Below are 18,898 nucleotides of genomic sequence, written 5' to 3' on the forward strand. Positions count from 1 at the left end.
ATGAAAAAACTTTTAGGGATCGTTGTTCTGGGTTTGTTGTTGAGTGAGAATGCTTATTCTAAAACAATAGTGGTTAAAGCTAATCCAGAAAAAGGTTTTAATTTTCCTTATTTGTTAAAAACTTCAAAAAAAACTTCAGATGCAAAATATTTAATTGTTGAGTCAAATAACACTGGTAACGGTAAATCAATAAAAGATATGACCAGTAAAGCTAAAAAGTCTCTGGGTTGGATTTTGGGTTCTGATATTGCAAAAAAATTAAATTTCCCTTTATTAATGCCTGTTTTTCCATTCGCTACTAAAGAAATTGAAAAAGATTTACCTAATTTAAAATGGCATTATTATTTTCCTCAATTAGATAGCGACACTATAAAAATAAATAATGATAAATACAAAAGAATTGATTTGCAGTTAATTGCCATGATTGACGATGCAAGAGAAAGATTGTTGAAAGAAAATAACCAAAGTATAAATGAAAAGGTTATTTTTACTGGTTTTTCATCATCCTCTCTATTTGCAGCAAGATTTACTTTTTTAAATCCAGACAGAGTATCAGTTGCAGTTGGTGGAGGAATAGGAGGTTTGCTACCTGTTCCAGCTGATAAAATTAATGGAATTGAAACTATATACCCTATTGGAACGTATGATTTTGTAAAAATTACTGGAAAAAAATTTAATCTAGAAGAATACAAAAATACACCTCAATTTTACTGGCAAGGAACAAAAGATAAATCAAATCCATTTAGGAAAGGTGCTGAAGATTTAACAGATAAAGAGTTTGGAATAGTAAAAAAACTTTTTGTAGATGGGCTACTTTTTGAATCAAGTCCTGTTTCTTTAGAAGTTAATACCGTGATGTGGAAAAATTCTCAAAAATACATAAATCAAATTGTAGATAATGTTAAATTTGAAAGCCCAAAAAACTTAGGACATCAAGTAGATAATAAAATGCTTCTTAAAAGTGTTAAATTCATAAAAGAAAACTTATGAAAAAACTTTAAGGGATCATAGTTCTGGGTTATAGGATTTTATAGGACAACTATACCTGCAACTATACCTGGAAGGAGATAAAACAATGATTAGACTAGTATGAACGAAGAAAACCGGCGTAAACTGTGGACTTTGATACAGGAAGCCGGACTTTATTTACTAGGACAACTTCCCAGTCATCCAAATCATCCTAAAGGCAGAAACCCCTACGCACATGTTGCCTTGTGTGTAAAAAATAAATTTCAAGCAAGTTATAAAGATATTCCAGACACTAAGTACGATGAAGTTGTAGATTATATTAATTTTTTAAAAGACAATCCAAATTAAGATAAAAAAACTTCATTTCCTTCAAAAATTTCTCCATCCTCCAAGGGCAGCAAATAAACCCCCATATCCATATGATTATAATTTCTTCTGAGTGTTAAAGGTAGATTGATATCTTGTTCATCTGAATTAATTCTCAAATTCGTTGCTGAACATCTCGGGATATGTCTTAAGACTTTAAATTGAGTACCATTAATTGTAATAGTTTTTCCAAGCCACTGTCTTTCTTTCCAAGCTTTTAAACCTTTGATATAAATATTTCCTCTAAAACGCTCAAACTCAATTTTTTGATTAATCTTTAACTCAAAATCTTTAATGCTATTTAAATTTATCAGTGAGATGGTGTTCGACACACTTTCACCACTTGTAGTATCATAAAAGGGATAAGCCTCATTTTTAAGCAAATAACTTGGCTGGGGTAAATCTTTTTCAAGCTCAATAATTTTATTAGCAAGCTCTTGTCTTTGCTCCTCACTATCAATTGATGAACAGATAATCTCTTTTGTATCCTCTGATAAATAAATACAATTATCTTTGAGTTCAAAATTATATTTATTAAGTGCAGGTGTATTTTTTAAAGTCATAAAATTAATTAGTTCTCTTTGTGTTGGATCTTGCTCTATTTGTTTTGCCTTTGTCAGATCCACTCCTCTAGAAAATGCTAAAATTCTATCGTGTAAAATTCCAATTTGCTTTTTAATAGTTGCTTTTTTAATATTTTGAAAAGACAGTGATTTAATTGGGGAAAAATATAGAGATGAAATAGTTAAACTCATTCTCTAAGGTTTATTTAGATTGATTTATACTTTCAAGAAAACTCTCAACATCTGAATTTTGAGTATTCCATGCAGCAACTAAACGAACTGCTTGGCCATCTAGCTCATCTTCATTCATTTTATACCCAAGTGAATTTAGGTGTTCAATCATTTCTCTTGGAAATTTTGCAAATACTTCGTTGGCTTGTGTTGGGTAAGCAAGTTTTATACTATTGTGTTTCACTAAACCGTCACTTAGCTTTTTACCCATTTCATTTGCTTGTTTAGCATTTTTTAACCATACATCATTTGAAATGTATGCATCTAATTGGGCAGAGACAAAACGCATTTTAGATAATAGGTGCCCTGCTCGCTTCATTAAAAAAGAAATATTACCCACTAACTCTGGTTTGAAAAAAATAATTGCTTCTGCTGCGATACAACCATTTTTTGTGGCACCGAAAGATAGAACATCTATTCCTGACTTCCATGTCATTTCAGCAGGTGTACAATTAAGAGCAACTAACGCATTAGCAAATCTTGCACCGTCCATATGCATATTTAATTTATGTTTGTGTGCTACATCAGCTATTTTTTTAATTTCATCTAATTCATAAACCTCACCTGTTTCACATACCTGTGTAATACTTACTGATGAGGGTTGCGTATGATGAACAATACCTGTTCCACTAATATTTTTTTCTAATTCTTCAGGAGTAATTTTACCATTAATGCCAGTTAAAGGGATTAATTTAGCACCACCCGTATAAAACTCAGGAGCACCACATTCATCAGTATTAATATGAGCTAGTTTATGACAATAAATATTACCAAATACAGGTGTCATAGTTGATAATGCAAGAGCATTAGCGGCAGTGCCTGATGCTGTTGGATAAACAATTACTTCTTTTTCAAATATTTCAGAAAATTTTTCCTGTAAAACTTTAGAGTAATCATCATTGCCATAGGGTGCACTATCTCCTTCGTTAGCTTTCATTAAAGCATCTAAAACTTCAGGACAAGCTCCTGCGACATTGTCAGAGGCGAATTTAACTCGCTCTCTTTTTGTTTTAATTGTTGCCATAATTATTGTTTTGGAAAATAATCTTTAAGTTCACCTTCACGGTAAACATCTGCTGTACAACAATGGAGACCTCCACCAAATGCATATGCCTCTCTTAAATCAACGGGGATTACTTCCATTCCTAATTTATCTAATTGTTCTGCTTGATATACTTCACTTTTTTCAACACACACTGTTTTAGGATCAAGCACCAATACATTCATTGATAACCAAGTAGAAGAATAACATAATGGAGGTGGTTCATTGTGTGCCGGCTGAGCACTATCAATTATTTTCCATCCATTATTTTCAAATAATTTTCTTTGTTCTTTTGGCAATCTTCTTTGAGGATTATTAATGATTAATCCTTCTTTAATAGGAGTAAAGGTTGCATCAATATGAATTGGATAAGGATCACCTGGAAAATTTACAGCGTGTACTCTGTGATCTTTGAAATGCCTTTTAAGCCAATCTATGCCTTTAAGATTAGTAGTAAATCCATGCTGTACTACTAAATCTTTACCAAATCTTAAAACATCTGCTGCATCAAATAATGGCTCTTCTTCAGTTGTTACAAAAAACTTGTCTTCAGTCCATTCTAATCTTTTTTGAATACCAATTTTATCTGATAAATAATCTTTTCTGTAATCTGCATCCGTTAACCTTGGTTTAGGCGCAGACTCGTGTCTCATATTTGGATCGTCATTATAATATTTTTGTAATAATGGTCGGTAACATAGGTATTCAAACCATCTGCATCGATAACTCATTGTCGCCTCTAAAATTTCACTGCCTACAGTTAACAAAACATCTCGTGGAGGCATACAGCCAAACATTGTTTCTGCTTGCCAATCTGGTGTTGAAATTTTTTGATTAAAATCTATTGGGTCTGGTCTATCGACTTTAATTCCTCTTTTTTCAAGCATGCTCGAAAAATCATCTAATAATTGATTGGCTTTATCGACTGTATCTTTAGTTCTTGGTCCAAACTGACCTCGCATATCACTGTCTTCTGGAACCTTTGCATCTAATGCAGGTTCTGGTGCTGGAATACAAGTGCCCTCAGCCTTACCAACAATTACATGTTTTAAAGGATCCCATTCGTTCCAACTGCTAACTATAGTCTTATCACTCATAATTTAGGATTTGATAATATTATGTTCTGGTCCAAAAGGAAACTTAGTAATATTTTCAGCACTATCTTTTCCTATAACTAAAATATCGTGTTCTCTGTATCCTCCTGCACCAGGATTACCTTCTGGTATCATGATCATGGGTTCCATTGAAACCACCATATTTTCTTCTAATACCGTATCAATATCTTCTCTAAGTTCTAGTCCTGCCTCTCTTCCATAGAAATGAGATAAAACTCCAAAAGAATGTCCATAGCCAAATGTTCGGTATTGTAGATAGCCTAATTCTGCAAATAATTCATTTAATTCATGACAGATGTCAGAACATTTAACTCCTGGTTTGATTAACTCTAAACCTCTTTTGTGAACTTTTATATTAGCTTCCCAGGCTTTCAATGATGCATCATCTATTTCATTTACAAATAAAGTTCTCTCAAGTGCCGTGTAATAACCTGAAATCATTGGGAAAGTATTTAAAGATAAAATATCACCTGATTTTAATTTTCGATTAGTTTTTGGATTGTGTGCACCGTCAGTATTTAAGCCAGACTGAAACCAAACCCAAGTATCCATGTATTCAGCATCTGGATATGTTTTGGCAATTTCTCGCTCCATTTTATCTCGGCCTGCAATTGCTATTTCAAGTTCACTTTCTCCAACTTTAATATGTTTAACAATTTCTTCTCCTCCAAGATCAGCAATTCTTGCTCCATTTTTAATCACTTCAATTTCTTCTTTAGATTTAATCATTCTAAGCTTCATTAAGTCTTGTGAAACATCACTAAAAGTTGAAAAAGTAAAAATAGAGTTAAGTTTTTCTTTAATATCAATAGTTACATGATCATTTTCTATACCAATACTTTTTGGCGGTTCGTCTCTACCAATTATAGAAACTATTGCTTTTAGAAAATTATCTCTTTTCCAGTCAGTATAAATTACATTATCACAGTGAGACCTTCTCCAAGGTTGACTAGCATCAATATTGGCAGAAATAGTTGAGATTTTATTTTCTGTTACAATGCAGCCATAAGGTCTACCAAATGAACAATAAATAAATCCAGTGTAATAAGCAATATTGTGCATTGAGGTTAAAATAATCATATCAAGATTATTTTTACTCATTGCTTCTCTTAATCCATTAACTCTATTTTGATACTCCTTATCAGTGAATGGTAGTTTTGCTTTATCACCATTGTGTAATGTAAAAAAATCTGGTCTTTCCATCTAAAGTTTCTAATTTAAAGCTATAAATCTTCGGTTGGATTTAATTGTTAAACTATAATAGATGATAGACATAAAAAGAAAGAAGCCACCTATTATAGTATTGGTTGATGGTATCTCATTAATACCTAAAATTGGTATCCAAACCCAAAAAATTCCACCTATAACTTCAGTTAACGATAGCAAGGTAAGTTCTGCTGCTGGAATAGCTTTAGAGCCTATTGAATATAAAATTAATCCCATACAAACTAATGTTCCATGCAAAGAAAACAAAGCACCATTATGGCTTGAAGATAAAAATTGCATATCATTACTTAGGATTACAATTGTTGCAACGGCAAAACAGAAAAAACCTGAAAAAGCTACAGTTGTAAATTTTGGTGTTTCTTTTTTCCATCTAAGGCTTACTGAGAAAACTGAAAAGCCTATAGAAGAAGTCATACCAAAAATAAGCCCCAATAAAGAACTTGGTTCAGTGTTTCCAAATGCAATAATTATAATGCCGATAGTTGCAATTATAATTGCTATCCAAACATTTAAAGAAATTTTCTCTTTTAAGAATAAAAAACCCAATAAAGCTGTAAAAAATGGCATTGCCGCTAAACAAAGTAAAGTTACTGCAGCACTTGTATTCGTGATTGAATAAATAAAGGTAATCATTGCAATACCAAGTCCTGTGCCACCTACAACTCCTGAAATACCAATTTTGAAATAATTTTTATAAAAATCTTTGCCCTCTTCAAAAAAAAGATAAAGATTTAAGACTAAAAAAATAGTTAATCCTCTTGTAAAGATATACTGCCATGGAACTAGATTGGGTTGATCCATGTATCTGACAACTAAAGGTCCAAAAGACCAAATAAGCCCAGCCAATAAGACAACAGGTATGGCTATCTTTTCATTTTTTAATTCATCCATGTTCAGATTATTTAATAGGTATTAATTAGGACTACAACAAAATAGCTTTCGACTAACTTATATTTTGATTAGGGGTGTTAATAAAAAAACAATCAATAATATCGCCTTTTTTAAATCTAGATTTACCTGCTGGCATTAAAGACCAGCTATTTGACTTAACAAATGATTTTATTCTAAAAGATTCTTGGCCCTGAAGTACCTCAACTTCAATTTTTCCATTTTTGGTTGTACTTAATTTACTTTTTACAAATTTGGTAAAATTCTTCTTCTTGTCAAAGCTATTTTTCAAAATTGCCTTTAATGGTTTTTCTGCATCGAGCTTTAAAATATATTCAATAAAGGGATAAACAAAAAATCTAAAACAAGCTGCAGATGAAATTGGATTTCCAGGTAACCCAAAAATTACTTTTTCTTTACCTTTAATTTTTGCAAATAATACTGGTTTACCTGGTCTAATGGCAACATTTTTAAAGTAGTTAGATAGTTTAAATGAATTTATAACACTTGGTATAAAATCAAATTTGCCTGCTGACACCGCTCCTGAAGTAATCATAATATCTGTATCTGATTTAAACATTTGATTTATTTTAGATTTAAAAATTTTTTGATGATTATCTCTTAAAATTCCACCATTTTTAAAATTAAATAGAAAGTTGTTATTTAAATTATTTAAATAAGGACCATTAGAATTTCTCACTTGCCAAAAAGGAACATTGTCTTTATTTGATATTTCATTTCCAGTTGAAAAAAATGCAATATTAATTTTCTTTTTTACAGTAATATTTTTAATACCTAGTGTCTTAAATGCTAGTAAATGATTAGGTTTAATGATGTTATTTTTCTTTAACACTAATTCTTTTTTTTTATAATCTGATCCTTGAAATCTAACATGGTTATATTTTTTTATTTTTTGATTAACTAAAAAATATTTTCTATTACTATTGCTTGGGTAAAAAATAATTTGTTCAATTGGAATGATTGTATCAAAACCTTTTGGGATAATTCCACCTGTCATAATTTCTACTGCTTCGTATTTATGAATCTTTTTCTTAAAAGGTTTGTTTCCTGCTGCAATAGAGCCAATAATTTTGAATTTTTGCTTAATACCTTTTTTTATATTATTTGTGTCTTTTGCATTAATTGCAAAACCATCAAATGCTGCATTGTTGCCTGCTGGATAATGAATGGGAGAATAAATATTTTCTGATAATATTCTATTTAATGAGTTTATACTTTTTATCTTTTCATCTTTTATTTTGATGACTCCTCTTTTTAAAATGTTTCTTGAGTTTTGATAACTAATCATTGCCTATCTTTGCTTTAGCTTTTTCTAAATCTTCTTTAGTATTAATATTAAAAAAAGGATCATCTTTTTCAAAGTCCATATTAATTACTTTAACACCAACGCTATTTGCCCAAACCTCTACTTTACGTTCTCCTTTATTTAAATCTTCCTCTAACTTATTCATCAATTCTAAAGACCATAACCCAAATATATTATGCCTGGTATTATTAGATTTGATAAAAAATAATTTACTTTCTTCGGGGTGAATTTCATTAAAAAAGTCTTTTAATATCTTATTTTTAAAGAATGGAGAATCTGTTGGGAAAGTTGAAACCCACTGATAATCTTTATTATTATCTTTAATCCACTTCATTGCAGTAAAAACTCCTCCCAAGGGTCCTAAATCTTTTTTAAAATCTTCAATAACCGAAATCTTATTAGATTTTTGAAAATCTATTGATTTGTTTGCAACAATTAGAATTTCTTTAAATTCTTCAATAATTTCAGATAGGATATAATCAATTAATAACTTATCAGCCAATTTTACTTGGGATTTGTCCATGCCCAACCTTACCGATTTCCCTCCCGCTAGAACTGTGCCTAAAATCTTGCTATGATCCATTTACAAAATATAAAACATTAAAGTTTTAATTAAAGAAATATAATGGACCTTAGAATTTTAGAAATTGCTGCACATACTGAAAATAATAAAGCAGTTAGTAATTACACTCATAAATCTAAAAATAAGAACCCCTTATGTGGAGATGAAATGGAAATCAGTTTAATTGTCAAAAATGATATTGTAATAGATATGGGTTATCAATGTAAATCTTGTGTTTACTGCCAAGCATCCGTTAGCTTGCTCTCTAGACTAATTAAGAACAAGAAAATCGATGACATAAAATCTTTTATCTCATTAAGTGGCAATTTATTTGAGGGTACTAAAGCTTTATTAAGCAAAGAATGGAGAGATTTTAAAGAAATCCTAGATAAAAAAAATTTAGCAAGAAAAGAATGTTTGCTGTTACCCCTAAAAACAGTTTTAAAGGCTTTAAATTCTTAATGATAAAAATTACCAAACCTCTTTTACAAAAAGCAATAATTGCTGGTTTCTTTTCTACACTAACAATTGGGGTCTTAACGTTACTTACTTATAAAAGTACATTGGGATATTTTCTAGCTGGATCATTTGGCTCCTCAATGGTTTTATTATTTGGTTTTCCAGAAAGTCCTTTTGCTCAACCCAAAAATGTTTTTTTTGGTCATCTGTTAACTGCGGCTGTTGGGGTATTTTTTGTAAACTTTATTTCGTTACCTATTTATATCAATATTTCACTCGCAGTTGGTTTTGGAGTTTTTTTAATGATATTACTAAATGTTGTCCATCCTCCAGCAGGTGGTAATCCTATTATGGTTATAATTGGCAGCGCTTCTTATGAATATTTAATTAATCCAATAATCTTAGGCTGTATTATAATTTTATTATTAGCAATTATTATTAATAAATTTATTCTAAAAAAAAATTATCCTTTAAAATAATTTATGAGCTCTAAATATAAAGTTTTGAAATATGATCTTAACAAATTTGAAAATATTGATGACTTAGTTTCAGTAGAAGAACCTTTAGAAATTTCTATAAAATATAAAGATAAAAATAATTGGATTACTAAAATTTTATCAATCACTATGCGAACACCTGGAAATGATAAAGATCTAGTTCGAGGTTTTTTATTTAATGAACAAATAATCACCAATATTAAAGATGTTGATTCAATTGAGAGTTATGGTGAAAAAGTTGGGCAATATAATATTCAAAATAAAATTTTAGCAACTGTGAATAACTCAAAAAATATTGATATCACAAAAATAAAAAGAGATTTTATAACAAATTCATCATGTGGGGTTTGTGGAAAATCTTCTTTAGATGCATTAGAAATTATTAAGTCAAATAAAACAGATCTAAATTTACCAAAGATAAGTAAAGAGATAATTATTCAATCACCCTCAATATTGAGAAAAAATCAGTCAGAATTTAGTAAAACTGGTGGAATACATGCGAGTGGATTATTTAATGCTAGCGGAGAATTAATCGACCTTAAGGAAGATGTGGGTCGTCATAATGCCTTGGACAAACTTATCGGCAGCACCCTTCTCGCTGGCCAAATAAGTCCCTTAGATCAATTCATCACTTGCTCTGGGAGACTTAATTTTGAGCTAGTTCAGAAAGTTTTAATGAATGATATTGGTATAATGATTGGGGTGGGTGCGCCAACAAGTCTTGCAATCGATTTAGCTAATAAATTTAACATAACTCTGATTGGTTTCGTAAAAAGTGATAGTTTTAATATTTACACCAATACCAAAAAAGTTATTGTGGGCTAACTTAAAAAAAGGAAATTGTGTCAAAGAATATTAGTAATTTGTCGGGTAGAATTGGCTTAAAAAATAATTTATTTAAGCAACTTTCTGAAAACCTTTTAAGCGACAATCCTAAAGATATAAAAGATATAGCAAAACAACACAATTTAGGTGTTTCAACTCTTCATGGTGCTGAGAGTTTTTATGAATTTTTAAGACCTTCCCACAGAGAAAAGAAGGCTTTTGTATGCAATGGTAGTGCTTGTATGTGTGCTGGCACTCAAGATCAATTAAAGAAAACACTTAAAGAAAAGTTGGGTGACGATAAAGTTGGCGAAATGTTTTGTTTAGGACATTGTTATGAAAATAAAGCTTTTCATTATGATGGTGAAAACTACGCTGGTAATGACATTGAAAAAATAGATCAAATCTTAAATGGTGAAGAGATTAAACAAGAAAAATTTTTTTCAAAAAGTTATGCAACGACAAGCTTCTTAATGGATGAAAAACTTTCTTCCTTTGATCAATTTAAAGATCAGTTAAATAACTTTTTAAAAACTGACAAAAAAGAAATAATTAAATCTCTTTTGGATTCTAATTTAACTGGCAGAGGTGGAGCGGGATTTCCAACGGGGATGAAATGGGATTTTTGCAGCAAAGCAAAGGGTGATAAAAAATATGTCATTTGTAATGCTGATGAAGGTGACTCAGGTGCATTCTCAGATAGATATTTATTAGAAGATCAACCTTTAAAAGTTATTTTTGGAATGGTCATTTGTGGAATGGTTATTGGTAGTGATGAAGGAGTTTTATATATAAGAGGTGAGTATCCAAAATCTATTGAGGCGATCAATGGATGTATTAACGAATTAAAAAAATTAAATTTATTAGGAGAAAATATATTGGGAACAGATTTTTCATTTGATCTTGGTATTTGTATTGGTCAAGGTGCTTATATTTGTGGTGAAGAAACTGCACTCATTGCTTCAATAGAAGGTAGAAGAGCAGAAGTAGATGTTCGACCTCCTTTTCCAGTAACAGAAGGTTTATATAAAAAACCAACAGTAGTTAACAATGTTGAAACATTAGCCGCCGCGGCTGGTATTTTAATAAATGGACCTGAAAAATTTTCTTCAATAGGTAATAAAAAATCTGCTGGAACAAAACTTGTTTGCCTTGATAGTTTTTTTAACAACCCTGGTGTTTATGAAATTGATATGGGAACACCAATGAGTAAAATATTTAATGAAATTGGAGGTGGTTATACAAAACCTGTTAAGGCCTTTCAAATTGGTGGACCTTTAGGTGGTGTGATCCCTTTAGGTGAGATTGATGATTTAAATTTAGATTTTCAAGAGTTTACAGCAAAAGGTTTTATGCTTGGACACGCTAGTGTTGTTAGTATTCCAAAGGATTTTCCAATGGTTGAGTATATTCATCATTTATTTGAATTTTCAGCAGAAGAATCTTGTGGAAAATGTTTCCCCGGCAGACTTGGTTCTTACCGAGGAAAAGAAATGTTTGACCAAGCTAAAAGTGGTACTGCTAAAATACCCCTTAAATTACTCAATGAATTACTAGTAACTATGCAAAAAGGTTGTTTGTGTGCACTTTGTGGAGCAATCCCTACCCCAATAATGAATATTCTTAAATACTTTGGTGATGAAATGAAAAATGATATAGTCAAGGATAATTAATGAGCTCTGAAAAAAGAAAAATAGCCTATATAGATGGAAAACCGCATGAAATAAGTGCAAATCACACTTCTATTTTAAAATTTGTTAAAAGCTACTTTGGTGAAAAAAAAGTTCCTACTTTATGCGATGATCCTAATTTAGCTCCATATGGTGCTTGTCGTGTTTGTTCGGTTGAAGTTGCGTTAGAAAAAGATGGTCCAACTAAAATTGTAGCCTCTTGTCATACGCCAGTAGTTGAAAATCAACATATCTTTACTTCTAATGAAGCGTTAACAAGCCTTAGAAAAAATATTGTCGAACTAGTTTTAACTGACCACCCAATGGAATGTGGAACTTGTGAAGTAAATAATAATTGCGAACTTCAAGATGTTGCAAATGACTTAGGTATATCAGATCATAGATATAACAGTCCTAAGCAACACAAGGGTATTACTAAAGATACATCTCACGATTATATGAGAATGAATTTAGACAATTGTATTAACTGTGGAAGATGTGTTCGTGCTTGTGACGAAATTCAAGGATCTTTTGTTTTAACAATGAGTGGCAGAGGATTTGAATCTAAAATTACAACTGATAACGATGCTTTGTTCGGAGATTCGTCTTGTGTATCTTGTGGTGCTTGTGCGCACACTTGTCCAACAGATGCTATCTCTGATGTTTTCCAATCAAAATCTGTTGCTGTAGATGAAAAAGTTAGAACTACTTGTTCTTACTGTGGCGTTGGATGTAATTTAGAAGCATCAATTAAAGATAATAAAGTTGTTGCAATTTCTACCCCTAAAGAATCTGAAGTTAACGCAGGTCACACTTGTATTAAAGGAAGATATGCATTTGGATTTTACGATCATCCAGATAGGTTAAAAACTCCTTTAATTAAAAGAAATGGAAAATTTGAAGAAGCTTCATGGGATGAAGCATATGACTTTATTAAAAAAGAATTAAATAGAATTACAAAAGAAAGTGGTCCTGATGCTGTAGCTGGAATTTCTTCTGCAAGATGTACTAATGAAGAAAATTATGTATTTCAAAAAATGATTAGAGCTGCAATTGGAACTAATAATATTGATTGTTGTGCAAGAATTTGTCATTCACCAACAGCTTGGGGAATGCAACAAACTTTTGGAACTGGTGCTGCAACTAATTCTACAGAAGATATTTATCACGCAGATTTATTTATGGTTATAGGAGCAAATCCTACAAATGCTCACCCAGTTACTGGAGCAAAAATTAAACAACAAGTAATGAAAGGAAAAAAACTAATAGTTTTAGATCCTATTACTACTGAATTAGCAAAACTTGCTGATCATCATATTAAACTTAGACCAGGAACAAATGTGGCTGTTTTAAATATGATGTTACATTTTATATTAAAAGCAAACCTTCATGATAAAGATTTTGTTAGAGATAGAACTGAAGGTTTTGCAAATTTCATTAAAGAAATTGAAAGACAAGATATGGATCATCTAGCGAAAGTTGCTGGTGTTGATAAACAGTTAGTTAAAGAAGCAGCAATTGCTTATGCGACAGCTAAAAACTCTATGGAATTCCACGGTTTAGGAGTTACTGAACAAGAACAAGGATCTAAGACAGTGATGTTAATTGCTGATCTTGCAATGATTACTGGAAATATTGGTAGAAAAGGTGTTGGAGTTAACCCATTAAGAGGACAAAATAATGTCCAAGGTGCAGCTGACATGGGTTGTCAACCTCATCAAGGAGCTGGTTACTTTGAAGTAGCTGATGAAAAAGTTCAAAATTTCTACACTGAAAAATATGGAGTAGTTCACCCAACCAAAGCAGGATTAAAAATTCCAGAAATGTTTGATGGGGCTATTAATAAAGAAGTTAAAGCGGTCTGGATTATTGGAGAAGATATTGTTCAAACAGATCCAAATAGTGCACATGTGGTTCAGGCAATGAACTCATTAGAATTATTAGTAGTTCAAGAAATTTTTATGAGTGAGACTGCAAAACTTGCAACAGTAGTATTACCTGGAACAACTTTCTTAGAAAAAAATGGAACCTTTACTAATACCGAAAGAAGAATTCAAAGAGTTAATCGAGCCGTTCCTCCATTACCTGGTACTAAAACTGATGGAACAATTGTAACAGACATGATGCAAAAATTAGGCTTTGACCAACCTGAATATGACGCTGATCAAGTTCTAGCAGAAATAGCTGATGTCGTTCCTTTCTTTAAAGGTGTAACAAGAGAAAGACTTGGCAAAATGGGATTACAGTGGCCAGTTCAAGAAGATGGAACAGACACTCAAATTTTACACCAAGAAACTTTCAAACTTGGAAAAGGACGTCTTAAAAATTTTGATTGGAAAGAGTCTACAGAAATTGAAACTAATAAAAAAGAATATCCATTAATCTTAACAACTAGTAGAGTTCTACAACATTACAATGCTGCGACGATGACAAGACGTACAAGTAACATCAATATAGTTTCTGAAGATTTATTATTAGTTCACCCAAATGATGCTAATAAAAGAGAGTTAAATACGGGTGATATAGCAAGACTTTATTCTGGACGAGGAGAAGTTGCTCTAAAAGTAGAGGTTACAGATAAAGTTAAAGAAGGCATAGTATTCACAACATTCCATTTTCCAGAACATATGGTCAATATGGTAACCGGTCATGGTAAAGATGAAGAAACAATGTGTGCAGAATACAAAGTTTCAGCAGTTGAAGTTCAAAAAATCTCAAACCAATTTAAAACTGAAATCAAACCAAAAGAAAATCAAGCAGAAGTTAACTAATCGATAAAATGACAATTGGTTGGCATTTCGACAATAGTTATTCAAGATTATCAAAAACATTCAAAGAAAATATCAACCCTGTTGCTGTAAACGCACCAGAAATATTAATATTAAATAAAGATCTAGCAAATAAATTAGATCTAGATTTTTCAAATGTTAATGATAGCGATTTATCAAAAATTTTTTCAGGAAATATGTTGCCTGAAGGATCTAACTCTATAGCACAAGCTTACGCTGGTCACCAATTTGGCCATTTTACAATGCTTGGTGATGGAAGAGCCGTTTTGATTGGCGAACACTTAACCAAAAATAATGAACGATTTGATATACAGTTTAAAGGTTCTGGTAGAACTCCATTCTCACGCAGTGGTGATGGTAGGGCTGTTTTAGGCCCTATGTTGAGAGAATATATAATAAGTGAAGCAATGCATTTTTTAAAAATACCTACTACTAGAAGTTTAGCGGTAGTTAAAACTGGTGAAGATGTGGTTAGGGAACAAATTTTACAAGGTGCAATTCTTACAAGGGTAGCCTTAGGCCATCTAAGAGTTGGAACATTTCAATACATTGCTGCAAAACAAAATATTAGAGATTTAGAAATCTTAATTAATTACACAATTGAAAAGTACTACCCCAATATAAAATCATCAAAGAATAAAGCATTAGACTTACTAAATGTTTTAATCGAAAAACAAACCCGACTTGTAATTGATTGGATGCGTGTTGGTTTTATTCATGGGGTTATGAATACTGACAATATGTCTATATCTGGTGAAACAATAGATTATGGCCCTTGTGCCTTTATGGATGTTTATGATCCTAAAACAGTTTTTAGTTCAATAGATCAACTAGGTAGGTATGCCTATGACAATCAACCAAAAATTACCAAATGGAATTTAACAAGATTTGCTGAATGTCTAATTCCTCTTATTAGTAAAAATGAAGATGAAGCAATTAAATTAGCCACAGAAGCTTTAAATAACTTTGAACAAAATTACGAAACAAAATGGTTAAATATGATGAGAGATAAACTTGGGTTATATGGTGAAGATAAAGAAGATAAAAATTTAATTATGGAATTATTAAATTGGATGTATGAAAAAAAAGCAGATTATACAAATACTTTTATTTTTTTGATGAATAATGCAATTAAAAATTCTGAAGTTTATGATAATGCCGACTTTGATTTATGGAAAACTAAATGGATGAAAAGATTAGTAATGTTTGGTAACACTCATGATAAATCTTTGGTTTTAATGAGTTCTTCTAACCCAATGGTAATACCTCGTAATCACAAAATTGAAGAGGCTTTAATATTAGCTAATAATGGTGATTTAACCTTATTTAATAAATTAACTGAAATTTTAAAAGATCCATATCAGGTTAATGAAAATGATTTAGAATTAATGTCCCTTGCTCCTCATAGTCATGTGAAGTATCAAACTTTTTGTGGAACTTAATTTTTTATAAAACGTATGGTTCTGGTCTAGCATTATTACCAAGAACTCTTTCAACAGAAAAATCACTAATATCAATCGTTTGATAAGATCCTGTAGAAATTAATTCAGTTAATGCTCTTCCTATTCCGGGGGCTTGCATTAATCCTCTGCCTGTAAACCCTGAAGCCATATATACATTCTCATATTTAGGGTGTTTGCCTACCACGGCGTTGTTATCTAATTTATTACAATCATAATAACCAGCCCATCCACCAGTTAATTTTAATTCTTCAAAAGCAGGAATTCTTTGTGCTAATGCAGGCCATACTAATTCCTCAAAATCATTCCAAGCTGGTTCTAAATCAGTAGCATCAAATACTGAATTAGGTGAACCTGCTAAATACTCTCCACCCTCAGGTCTCCAGTAAACTCCTGTTGTTAAATCTCCCGTTAATGGCATTTCTTTAATATATTTAGGGCATTTAACTCTAAAAACTGTGTGTTTTTGTGGAACCACTGGAATATCTTTTAATAATTCTTTAGTCCAACATCCTGCTGCCGATATAATTGTTTTAGCTTTGATATCAGAAATATTTTTTACTTCACCTTTAATAAATTCAGCACCTAATTCAATTGCCTTACTTTTTAAAGCACTATGAAACATAAAAGGATCAATCCATCCCTCACTTTGATTGTCAGTATAAGTTGCTGTTTCAATACCTTCACTATTTATATAAGGAAATATTTTTGATAGTTCAGAACCTTTGATATTTTTAGTTCCAGCATCACAAGCTTCATGATTTTTTAAGGCTTCATATTGTTCCTCGGCATGCTCTGGACCAAACATTAACAAGTAGCCATTTGTAACCATGCTTGCTGTAGGGTTTGGATTTTTTTCAGTTTTAAGTAATTCTGGTATTTGAAAGATAAATTCTCTAGCAAACTTTCCTAGTAATATGTTTTCTTTTTGAAAAAACTGTCTTCTAAATCCACCAAGTGATAATGGGAAAGAAGCTGTTTTATAAGTCGGGTCTCTTTCTATAACTTTTACCTTTCTACCTTCTTTAGATAAAAAATAAGCTGTAGCAGTCCCTATTATTCCACCACCTACTATTACAACATCATCCATAGTTTTATTTTAATTTAATATGATTAAACTTACATTAAGAATTAATGCAAAGAGACACCAAAGTAAATAAGGAATCATCAAATAATAACTGTACAAGTTGACACGCTTAAATCTAATTATGAGAATAATTATCAATAAGATTAAAATTACCAATACAATCATGGCTAAAACAATTTTATGAAAAACAAAAAAAACTATACTCCAAGTTGTATTAAAAATTAAATGAATGAAATAGATGTAAATAGTGTTCATGTCTCTATTTTTACTATGCCAAAATTTCCAGATAGCAATTGTCATAAAAAAATAAAGTGTTGTCCAAACTGGTGCAAAAATCCAATCTGGTGGATTAAATGAAGGTTTGATAATTAAAGAATACCAAGGCTCTTTAAAACCTACTGTAGCTAAACCTCCTATTGTGGATGCAGAAAAAGTTACAAGCGCAAATAATAAAAAAGATAAGAATTTGTTTTTTAACATATTTCTATTATACAATAGAATATGGAAGAAAAAAAAGTTATTTGGATAACCGGTGCAAGTAGTGGAATTGGTAAAGCTCTTGCAATCAAATTTGCAGAAAATGGGTGGGTAGTTGCTGCATCTGCAAGACGTGAAAATTTATTAAATGAACTTAAAAAAATTAATCAAAATATATTTCCTTTTCCTTTGGATGTTACTAAAGTCGATTCATGTAAATTAGTTGCAAAAGATATAATCAAACAATTAAATAGTATTGATATATGTGTGTTCGGTACTGGCATGCATGATCCAAAATCAGAGAAAAAATTTAATTTAGATAAGATAAGAGAAATAATGGAAGTTAATTATTTTGGAACAATGAATTCAATTAATTCAATCTATGATTATTTTTCTGAGAAAAAAAATGGTCAAATATCTATAATTTCTTCTGTTGCTGGCTACAGAGGATTACCTGCAGCTGGGGCATATTGTGCTTCAAAATCAGCACTTACCAGCTTTGCTGAAAGTTTAAACTTTGATATGAGAATGAAGAATGTACGAGTTTCATTAATCAGTCCTGGTTTCATAAAAACGCCTATGACCGATCAAAATGACTTTCCAATGCCCATGATTAAAACCCCAGAATTTGCTGCAGAGGAAATTTATAAAGGATTAGTAATCAAAAAAAGTTTTGAAATACATTTCCCAAAAGCCTTTACTTATTTTTTAAAATTTCTTCAAATGCTACCTAGTAGTTTATATTTTAAGCTAGTTGCTAGAGGCATGAAGAAAATTGATTATTAATTTTTTTTAAAGAAAACAGTCAATTCACCAACTTTAAAGCCAAATTTTGTAAGTGTGGCTCGATTAATTGCAACATCTTCATCCTGTTTAAAAATCCAATCATCAAAAGAAACTTTAATATTCTTTCCTTTAAATGGGACCATTAAATCATATTCAAATTTAAAAGCTGATCCATATTGATAGCCTTTAGCTGTACCCACTACATCAGGTGCCGTACCTTCATAGTAATTTTGATCAATCTTTTTTATTTCCCATATTCGATTTTGTTTTTCTCCATCTGTCCAATAAAAATCTTCTTTAAGAGTTAAAATATCTCCTTCAAAACTGCCGGTCATATCTGCTTTAAATTGTCTAGTAACCTTACCACTACGGTCTTGTAATAGACCCCATGCTTTAACCGGCCCATCAAAGTATTGCTCTATAGTCATAGTTGGTTTTGTATTTTTGAAATCTGTAGGCTTCATAGAGTTATTGTTTATACAACTTGCTGTAAAGAATAAAGCAATTATTAACACTGTTAATCTAGTTATCTTAAAGTTTATCATGTATCTCCTATTG

Annotated in this window: 19 protein-coding genes; 9 read left to right on the plus strand and 10 right to left on the minus strand. The window is 31.1% G+C overall.

The window, feature by feature from the left end:
* Positions 1-990, plus strand: a complete 990-nt coding sequence (locus AC5SLL_RS04515) for a hypothetical protein (protein ID WP_494586250.1) — start codon at positions 1-3, stop codon at positions 988-990.
* Positions 991-1,089: 99 nt separating this feature from the next.
* Positions 1,090-1,317 carry a hypothetical protein gene (locus tag AC5SLL_RS04520; protein ID WP_494586251.1) on the plus strand — a complete coding sequence of 76 codons (228 nt, stop codon included), beginning with the start codon at positions 1,090-1,092 and terminating at the stop codon, positions 1,315-1,317.
* On the opposite strand, the gene AC5SLL_RS04525 is transcribed toward AC5SLL_RS04520, so the two are convergent.
* The 7 genes from AC5SLL_RS04525 to AC5SLL_RS04555 are packed head-to-tail and all read right to left on the minus strand — an operon-like array spanning position 1,314 to position 8,311.
* On the minus strand, positions 1,314-2,090 hold the full coding sequence (locus tag AC5SLL_RS04525) for an MOSC domain-containing protein (protein WP_494586252.1): 777 nt from the start codon (positions 2,088-2,090) through the stop codon (positions 1,314-1,316). The two genes, AC5SLL_RS04520 and AC5SLL_RS04525, sit on opposite strands and share 4 nt — an antisense overlap.
* A 10-nt stretch (positions 2,091-2,100) precedes the next feature.
* Positions 2,101-3,153: a threonine aldolase family protein gene (locus tag AC5SLL_RS04530; RefSeq protein WP_494586253.1), complete on the minus strand. Its 1,053-nt coding sequence runs from the start codon at positions 3,151-3,153 to the stop codon at positions 2,101-2,103.
* A 2-nt stretch (positions 3,154-3,155) separates the two neighbouring features.
* Positions 3,156-4,268, minus strand: coding sequence for a serine/threonine protein kinase (locus AC5SLL_RS04535; protein WP_494586254.1), 1,113 nt, complete (start codon positions 4,266-4,268; stop codon positions 3,156-3,158).
* A 3-nt stretch (positions 4,269-4,271) separates the two neighbouring features.
* Positions 4,272-5,489 carry an aminopeptidase P family protein gene (locus tag AC5SLL_RS04540; RefSeq protein WP_494586255.1) on the minus strand — a complete coding sequence of 406 codons (1,218 nt, stop codon included), beginning with the start codon at positions 5,487-5,489 and terminating at the stop codon, positions 4,272-4,274.
* A gap of 9 nt (positions 5,490-5,498) precedes the next feature.
* Positions 5,499-6,404 carry a DMT family transporter gene (locus AC5SLL_RS04545; RefSeq protein ID WP_494586256.1) on the minus strand — a complete coding sequence of 302 codons (906 nt, stop codon included), beginning with the start codon at positions 6,402-6,404 and terminating at the stop codon, positions 5,499-5,501.
* 52 nt (positions 6,405-6,456) lie between these two features.
* Positions 6,457-7,710 carry a molybdopterin molybdotransferase MoeA gene (locus tag AC5SLL_RS04550; RefSeq protein WP_494586257.1) on the minus strand — a complete coding sequence of 418 codons (1,254 nt, stop codon included), beginning with the start codon at positions 7,708-7,710 and terminating at the stop codon, positions 6,457-6,459.
* Positions 7,703-8,311: a molybdenum cofactor guanylyltransferase gene (locus AC5SLL_RS04555; RefSeq protein WP_494586258.1), complete on the minus strand. Its 609-nt coding sequence runs from the start codon at positions 8,309-8,311 to the stop codon at positions 7,703-7,705. The genes AC5SLL_RS04550 and AC5SLL_RS04555 overlap by 8 nt, the downstream gene beginning before the upstream one ends.
* Positions 8,312-8,353: 42 nt before the next feature.
* On the opposite strand from AC5SLL_RS04555, the gene AC5SLL_RS04560 reads away from it, so the two are divergent.
* From AC5SLL_RS04560 to AC5SLL_RS04585, 6 genes are read left to right on the plus strand one after another with little or no spacing between them, the layout of a single operon-like run.
* On the plus strand, positions 8,354-8,752 hold the full coding sequence (locus tag AC5SLL_RS04560) for an iron-sulfur cluster assembly scaffold protein (RefSeq protein WP_271517159.1): 399 nt from the start codon (positions 8,354-8,356) through the stop codon (positions 8,750-8,752).
* Positions 8,752-9,228, plus strand: a complete 477-nt coding sequence (locus AC5SLL_RS04565) for an HPP family protein (RefSeq protein WP_494580291.1) — start codon at positions 8,752-8,754, stop codon at positions 9,226-9,228. The genes AC5SLL_RS04560 and AC5SLL_RS04565 overlap by 1 nt, the downstream gene beginning before the upstream one ends.
* Before the next feature lie 3 nt (positions 9,229-9,231).
* Positions 9,232-10,071 (plus strand): formate dehydrogenase accessory sulfurtransferase FdhD, encoded by an 840-nt coding sequence (gene fdhD, locus AC5SLL_RS04570; protein ID WP_494586259.1) that lies wholly within the window; start codon positions 9,232-9,234, stop codon positions 10,069-10,071.
* Between the two features lie 17 nt (positions 10,072-10,088).
* Positions 10,089-11,744: an NADH-ubiquinone oxidoreductase-F iron-sulfur binding region domain-containing protein gene (locus AC5SLL_RS04575; protein WP_494586260.1), complete on the plus strand. Its 1,656-nt coding sequence runs from the start codon at positions 10,089-10,091 to the stop codon at positions 11,742-11,744.
* Positions 11,744-14,512, plus strand: coding sequence for a formate dehydrogenase subunit alpha (gene fdhF, locus AC5SLL_RS04580; protein WP_494586261.1), 2,769 nt, complete (start codon positions 11,744-11,746; stop codon positions 14,510-14,512). Before AC5SLL_RS04575 ends, fdhF begins: the two co-directional genes overlap by 1 nt.
* Before the next feature lie 8 nt (positions 14,513-14,520).
* Positions 14,521-15,972: a protein adenylyltransferase SelO gene (locus AC5SLL_RS04585; protein WP_494586262.1), complete on the plus strand. Its 1,452-nt coding sequence runs from the start codon at positions 14,521-14,523 to the stop codon at positions 15,970-15,972.
* 4 nt (positions 15,973-15,976) lie between these two features.
* Here the strand turns inward: AC5SLL_RS04585 and AC5SLL_RS04590 are convergent, their stop codons facing one another.
* A complete protein-coding gene (locus tag AC5SLL_RS04590; RefSeq protein WP_494586263.1) occupies positions 15,977-17,080 on the minus strand; it encodes an NAD(P)/FAD-dependent oxidoreductase in 1,104 nt (367 codons plus the stop codon).
* Between the two features lie 9 nt (positions 17,081-17,089).
* Complete coding sequence (locus AC5SLL_RS04595) at positions 17,090-17,557, minus strand: TspO/MBR family protein (RefSeq protein ID WP_494586264.1); 468 nt, start codon at positions 17,555-17,557, stop codon at positions 17,090-17,092.
* A 21-nt stretch (positions 17,558-17,578) separates the two neighbouring features.
* Between AC5SLL_RS04595 and AC5SLL_RS04600 the strand changes: the two genes are divergently transcribed.
* Positions 17,579-18,340, plus strand: coding sequence for an SDR family NAD(P)-dependent oxidoreductase (locus AC5SLL_RS04600; RefSeq protein WP_271516605.1), 762 nt, complete (start codon positions 17,579-17,581; stop codon positions 18,338-18,340).
* Here the strand turns inward: AC5SLL_RS04600 and AC5SLL_RS04605 are convergent.
* Positions 18,337-18,885 carry a DUF3833 domain-containing protein gene (locus AC5SLL_RS04605; RefSeq protein ID WP_271516607.1) on the minus strand — a complete coding sequence of 183 codons (549 nt, stop codon included), beginning with the start codon at positions 18,883-18,885 and terminating at the stop codon, positions 18,337-18,339. The genes AC5SLL_RS04600 and AC5SLL_RS04605 overlap by 4 nt on opposite strands.
* Between the last annotated feature and the right edge of the window lie 13 nt (positions 18,886-18,898).

Source organism: Candidatus Pelagibacter sp. PS_43 (assembly GCF_059417795.1).

Bases quoted from the DNA above. Each gene is read 5' to 3' on its own strand.
- AC5SLL_RS04515 (WP_494586250.1), top strand. From the start codon at position 1: ATGAAAAAACTTTTAGGGATCGTTGTTCTGGGTTTGTTGTTGAGTGAG.
- AC5SLL_RS04520 (WP_494586251.1), top strand. From the start codon at position 1,090: ATGAACGAAGAAAACCGGCGTAAACTGTGGACTTTGATACAGGAAGCC.
- AC5SLL_RS04525 (WP_494586252.1), bottom strand. From the start codon at position 2,090: ATGAGTTTAACTATTTCATCTCTATATTTTTCCCCAATTAAATCACTG.
- AC5SLL_RS04530 (WP_494586253.1), bottom strand. From the start codon at position 3,153: ATGGCAACAATTAAAACAAAAAGAGAGCGAGTTAAATTCGCCTCTGAC.
- AC5SLL_RS04535 (WP_494586254.1), bottom strand. From the start codon at position 4,268: ATGAGTGATAAGACTATAGTTAGCAGTTGGAACGAATGGGATCCTTTA.
- AC5SLL_RS04540 (WP_494586255.1), bottom strand. From the start codon at position 5,489: ATGGAAAGACCAGATTTTTTTACATTACACAATGGTGATAAAGCAAAA.
- AC5SLL_RS04545 (WP_494586256.1), bottom strand. From the start codon at position 6,404: ATGGATGAATTAAAAAATGAAAAGATAGCCATACCTGTTGTCTTATTG.
- AC5SLL_RS04550 (WP_494586257.1), bottom strand. From the start codon at position 7,710: ATGATTAGTTATCAAAACTCAAGAAACATTTTAAAAAGAGGAGTCATC.
- AC5SLL_RS04555 (WP_494586258.1), bottom strand. From the start codon at position 8,311: ATGGATCATAGCAAGATTTTAGGCACAGTTCTAGCGGGAGGGAAATCG.
- AC5SLL_RS04560 (WP_271517159.1), top strand. From the start codon at position 8,354: ATGGACCTTAGAATTTTAGAAATTGCTGCACATACTGAAAATAATAAA.
- AC5SLL_RS04565 (WP_494580291.1), top strand. From the start codon at position 8,752: ATGATAAAAATTACCAAACCTCTTTTACAAAAAGCAATAATTGCTGGT.
- fdhD (WP_494586259.1), top strand. From the start codon at position 9,232: ATGAGCTCTAAATATAAAGTTTTGAAATATGATCTTAACAAATTTGAA.
- fdhF (WP_494586261.1), top strand. From the start codon at position 11,744: ATGAGCTCTGAAAAAAGAAAAATAGCCTATATAGATGGAAAACCGCAT.
- AC5SLL_RS04585 (WP_494586262.1), top strand. From the start codon at position 14,521: ATGACAATTGGTTGGCATTTCGACAATAGTTATTCAAGATTATCAAAA.
- AC5SLL_RS04590 (WP_494586263.1), bottom strand. From the start codon at position 17,080: ATGGATGATGTTGTAATAGTAGGTGGTGGAATAATAGGGACTGCTACA.
- AC5SLL_RS04595 (WP_494586264.1), bottom strand. From the start codon at position 17,557: ATGTTAAAAAACAAATTCTTATCTTTTTTATTATTTGCGCTTGTAACT.
- AC5SLL_RS04600 (WP_271516605.1), top strand. From the start codon at position 17,579: ATGGAAGAAAAAAAAGTTATTTGGATAACCGGTGCAAGTAGTGGAATT.
- AC5SLL_RS04605 (WP_271516607.1), bottom strand. From the start codon at position 18,885: ATGATAAACTTTAAGATAACTAGATTAACAGTGTTAATAATTGCTTTA.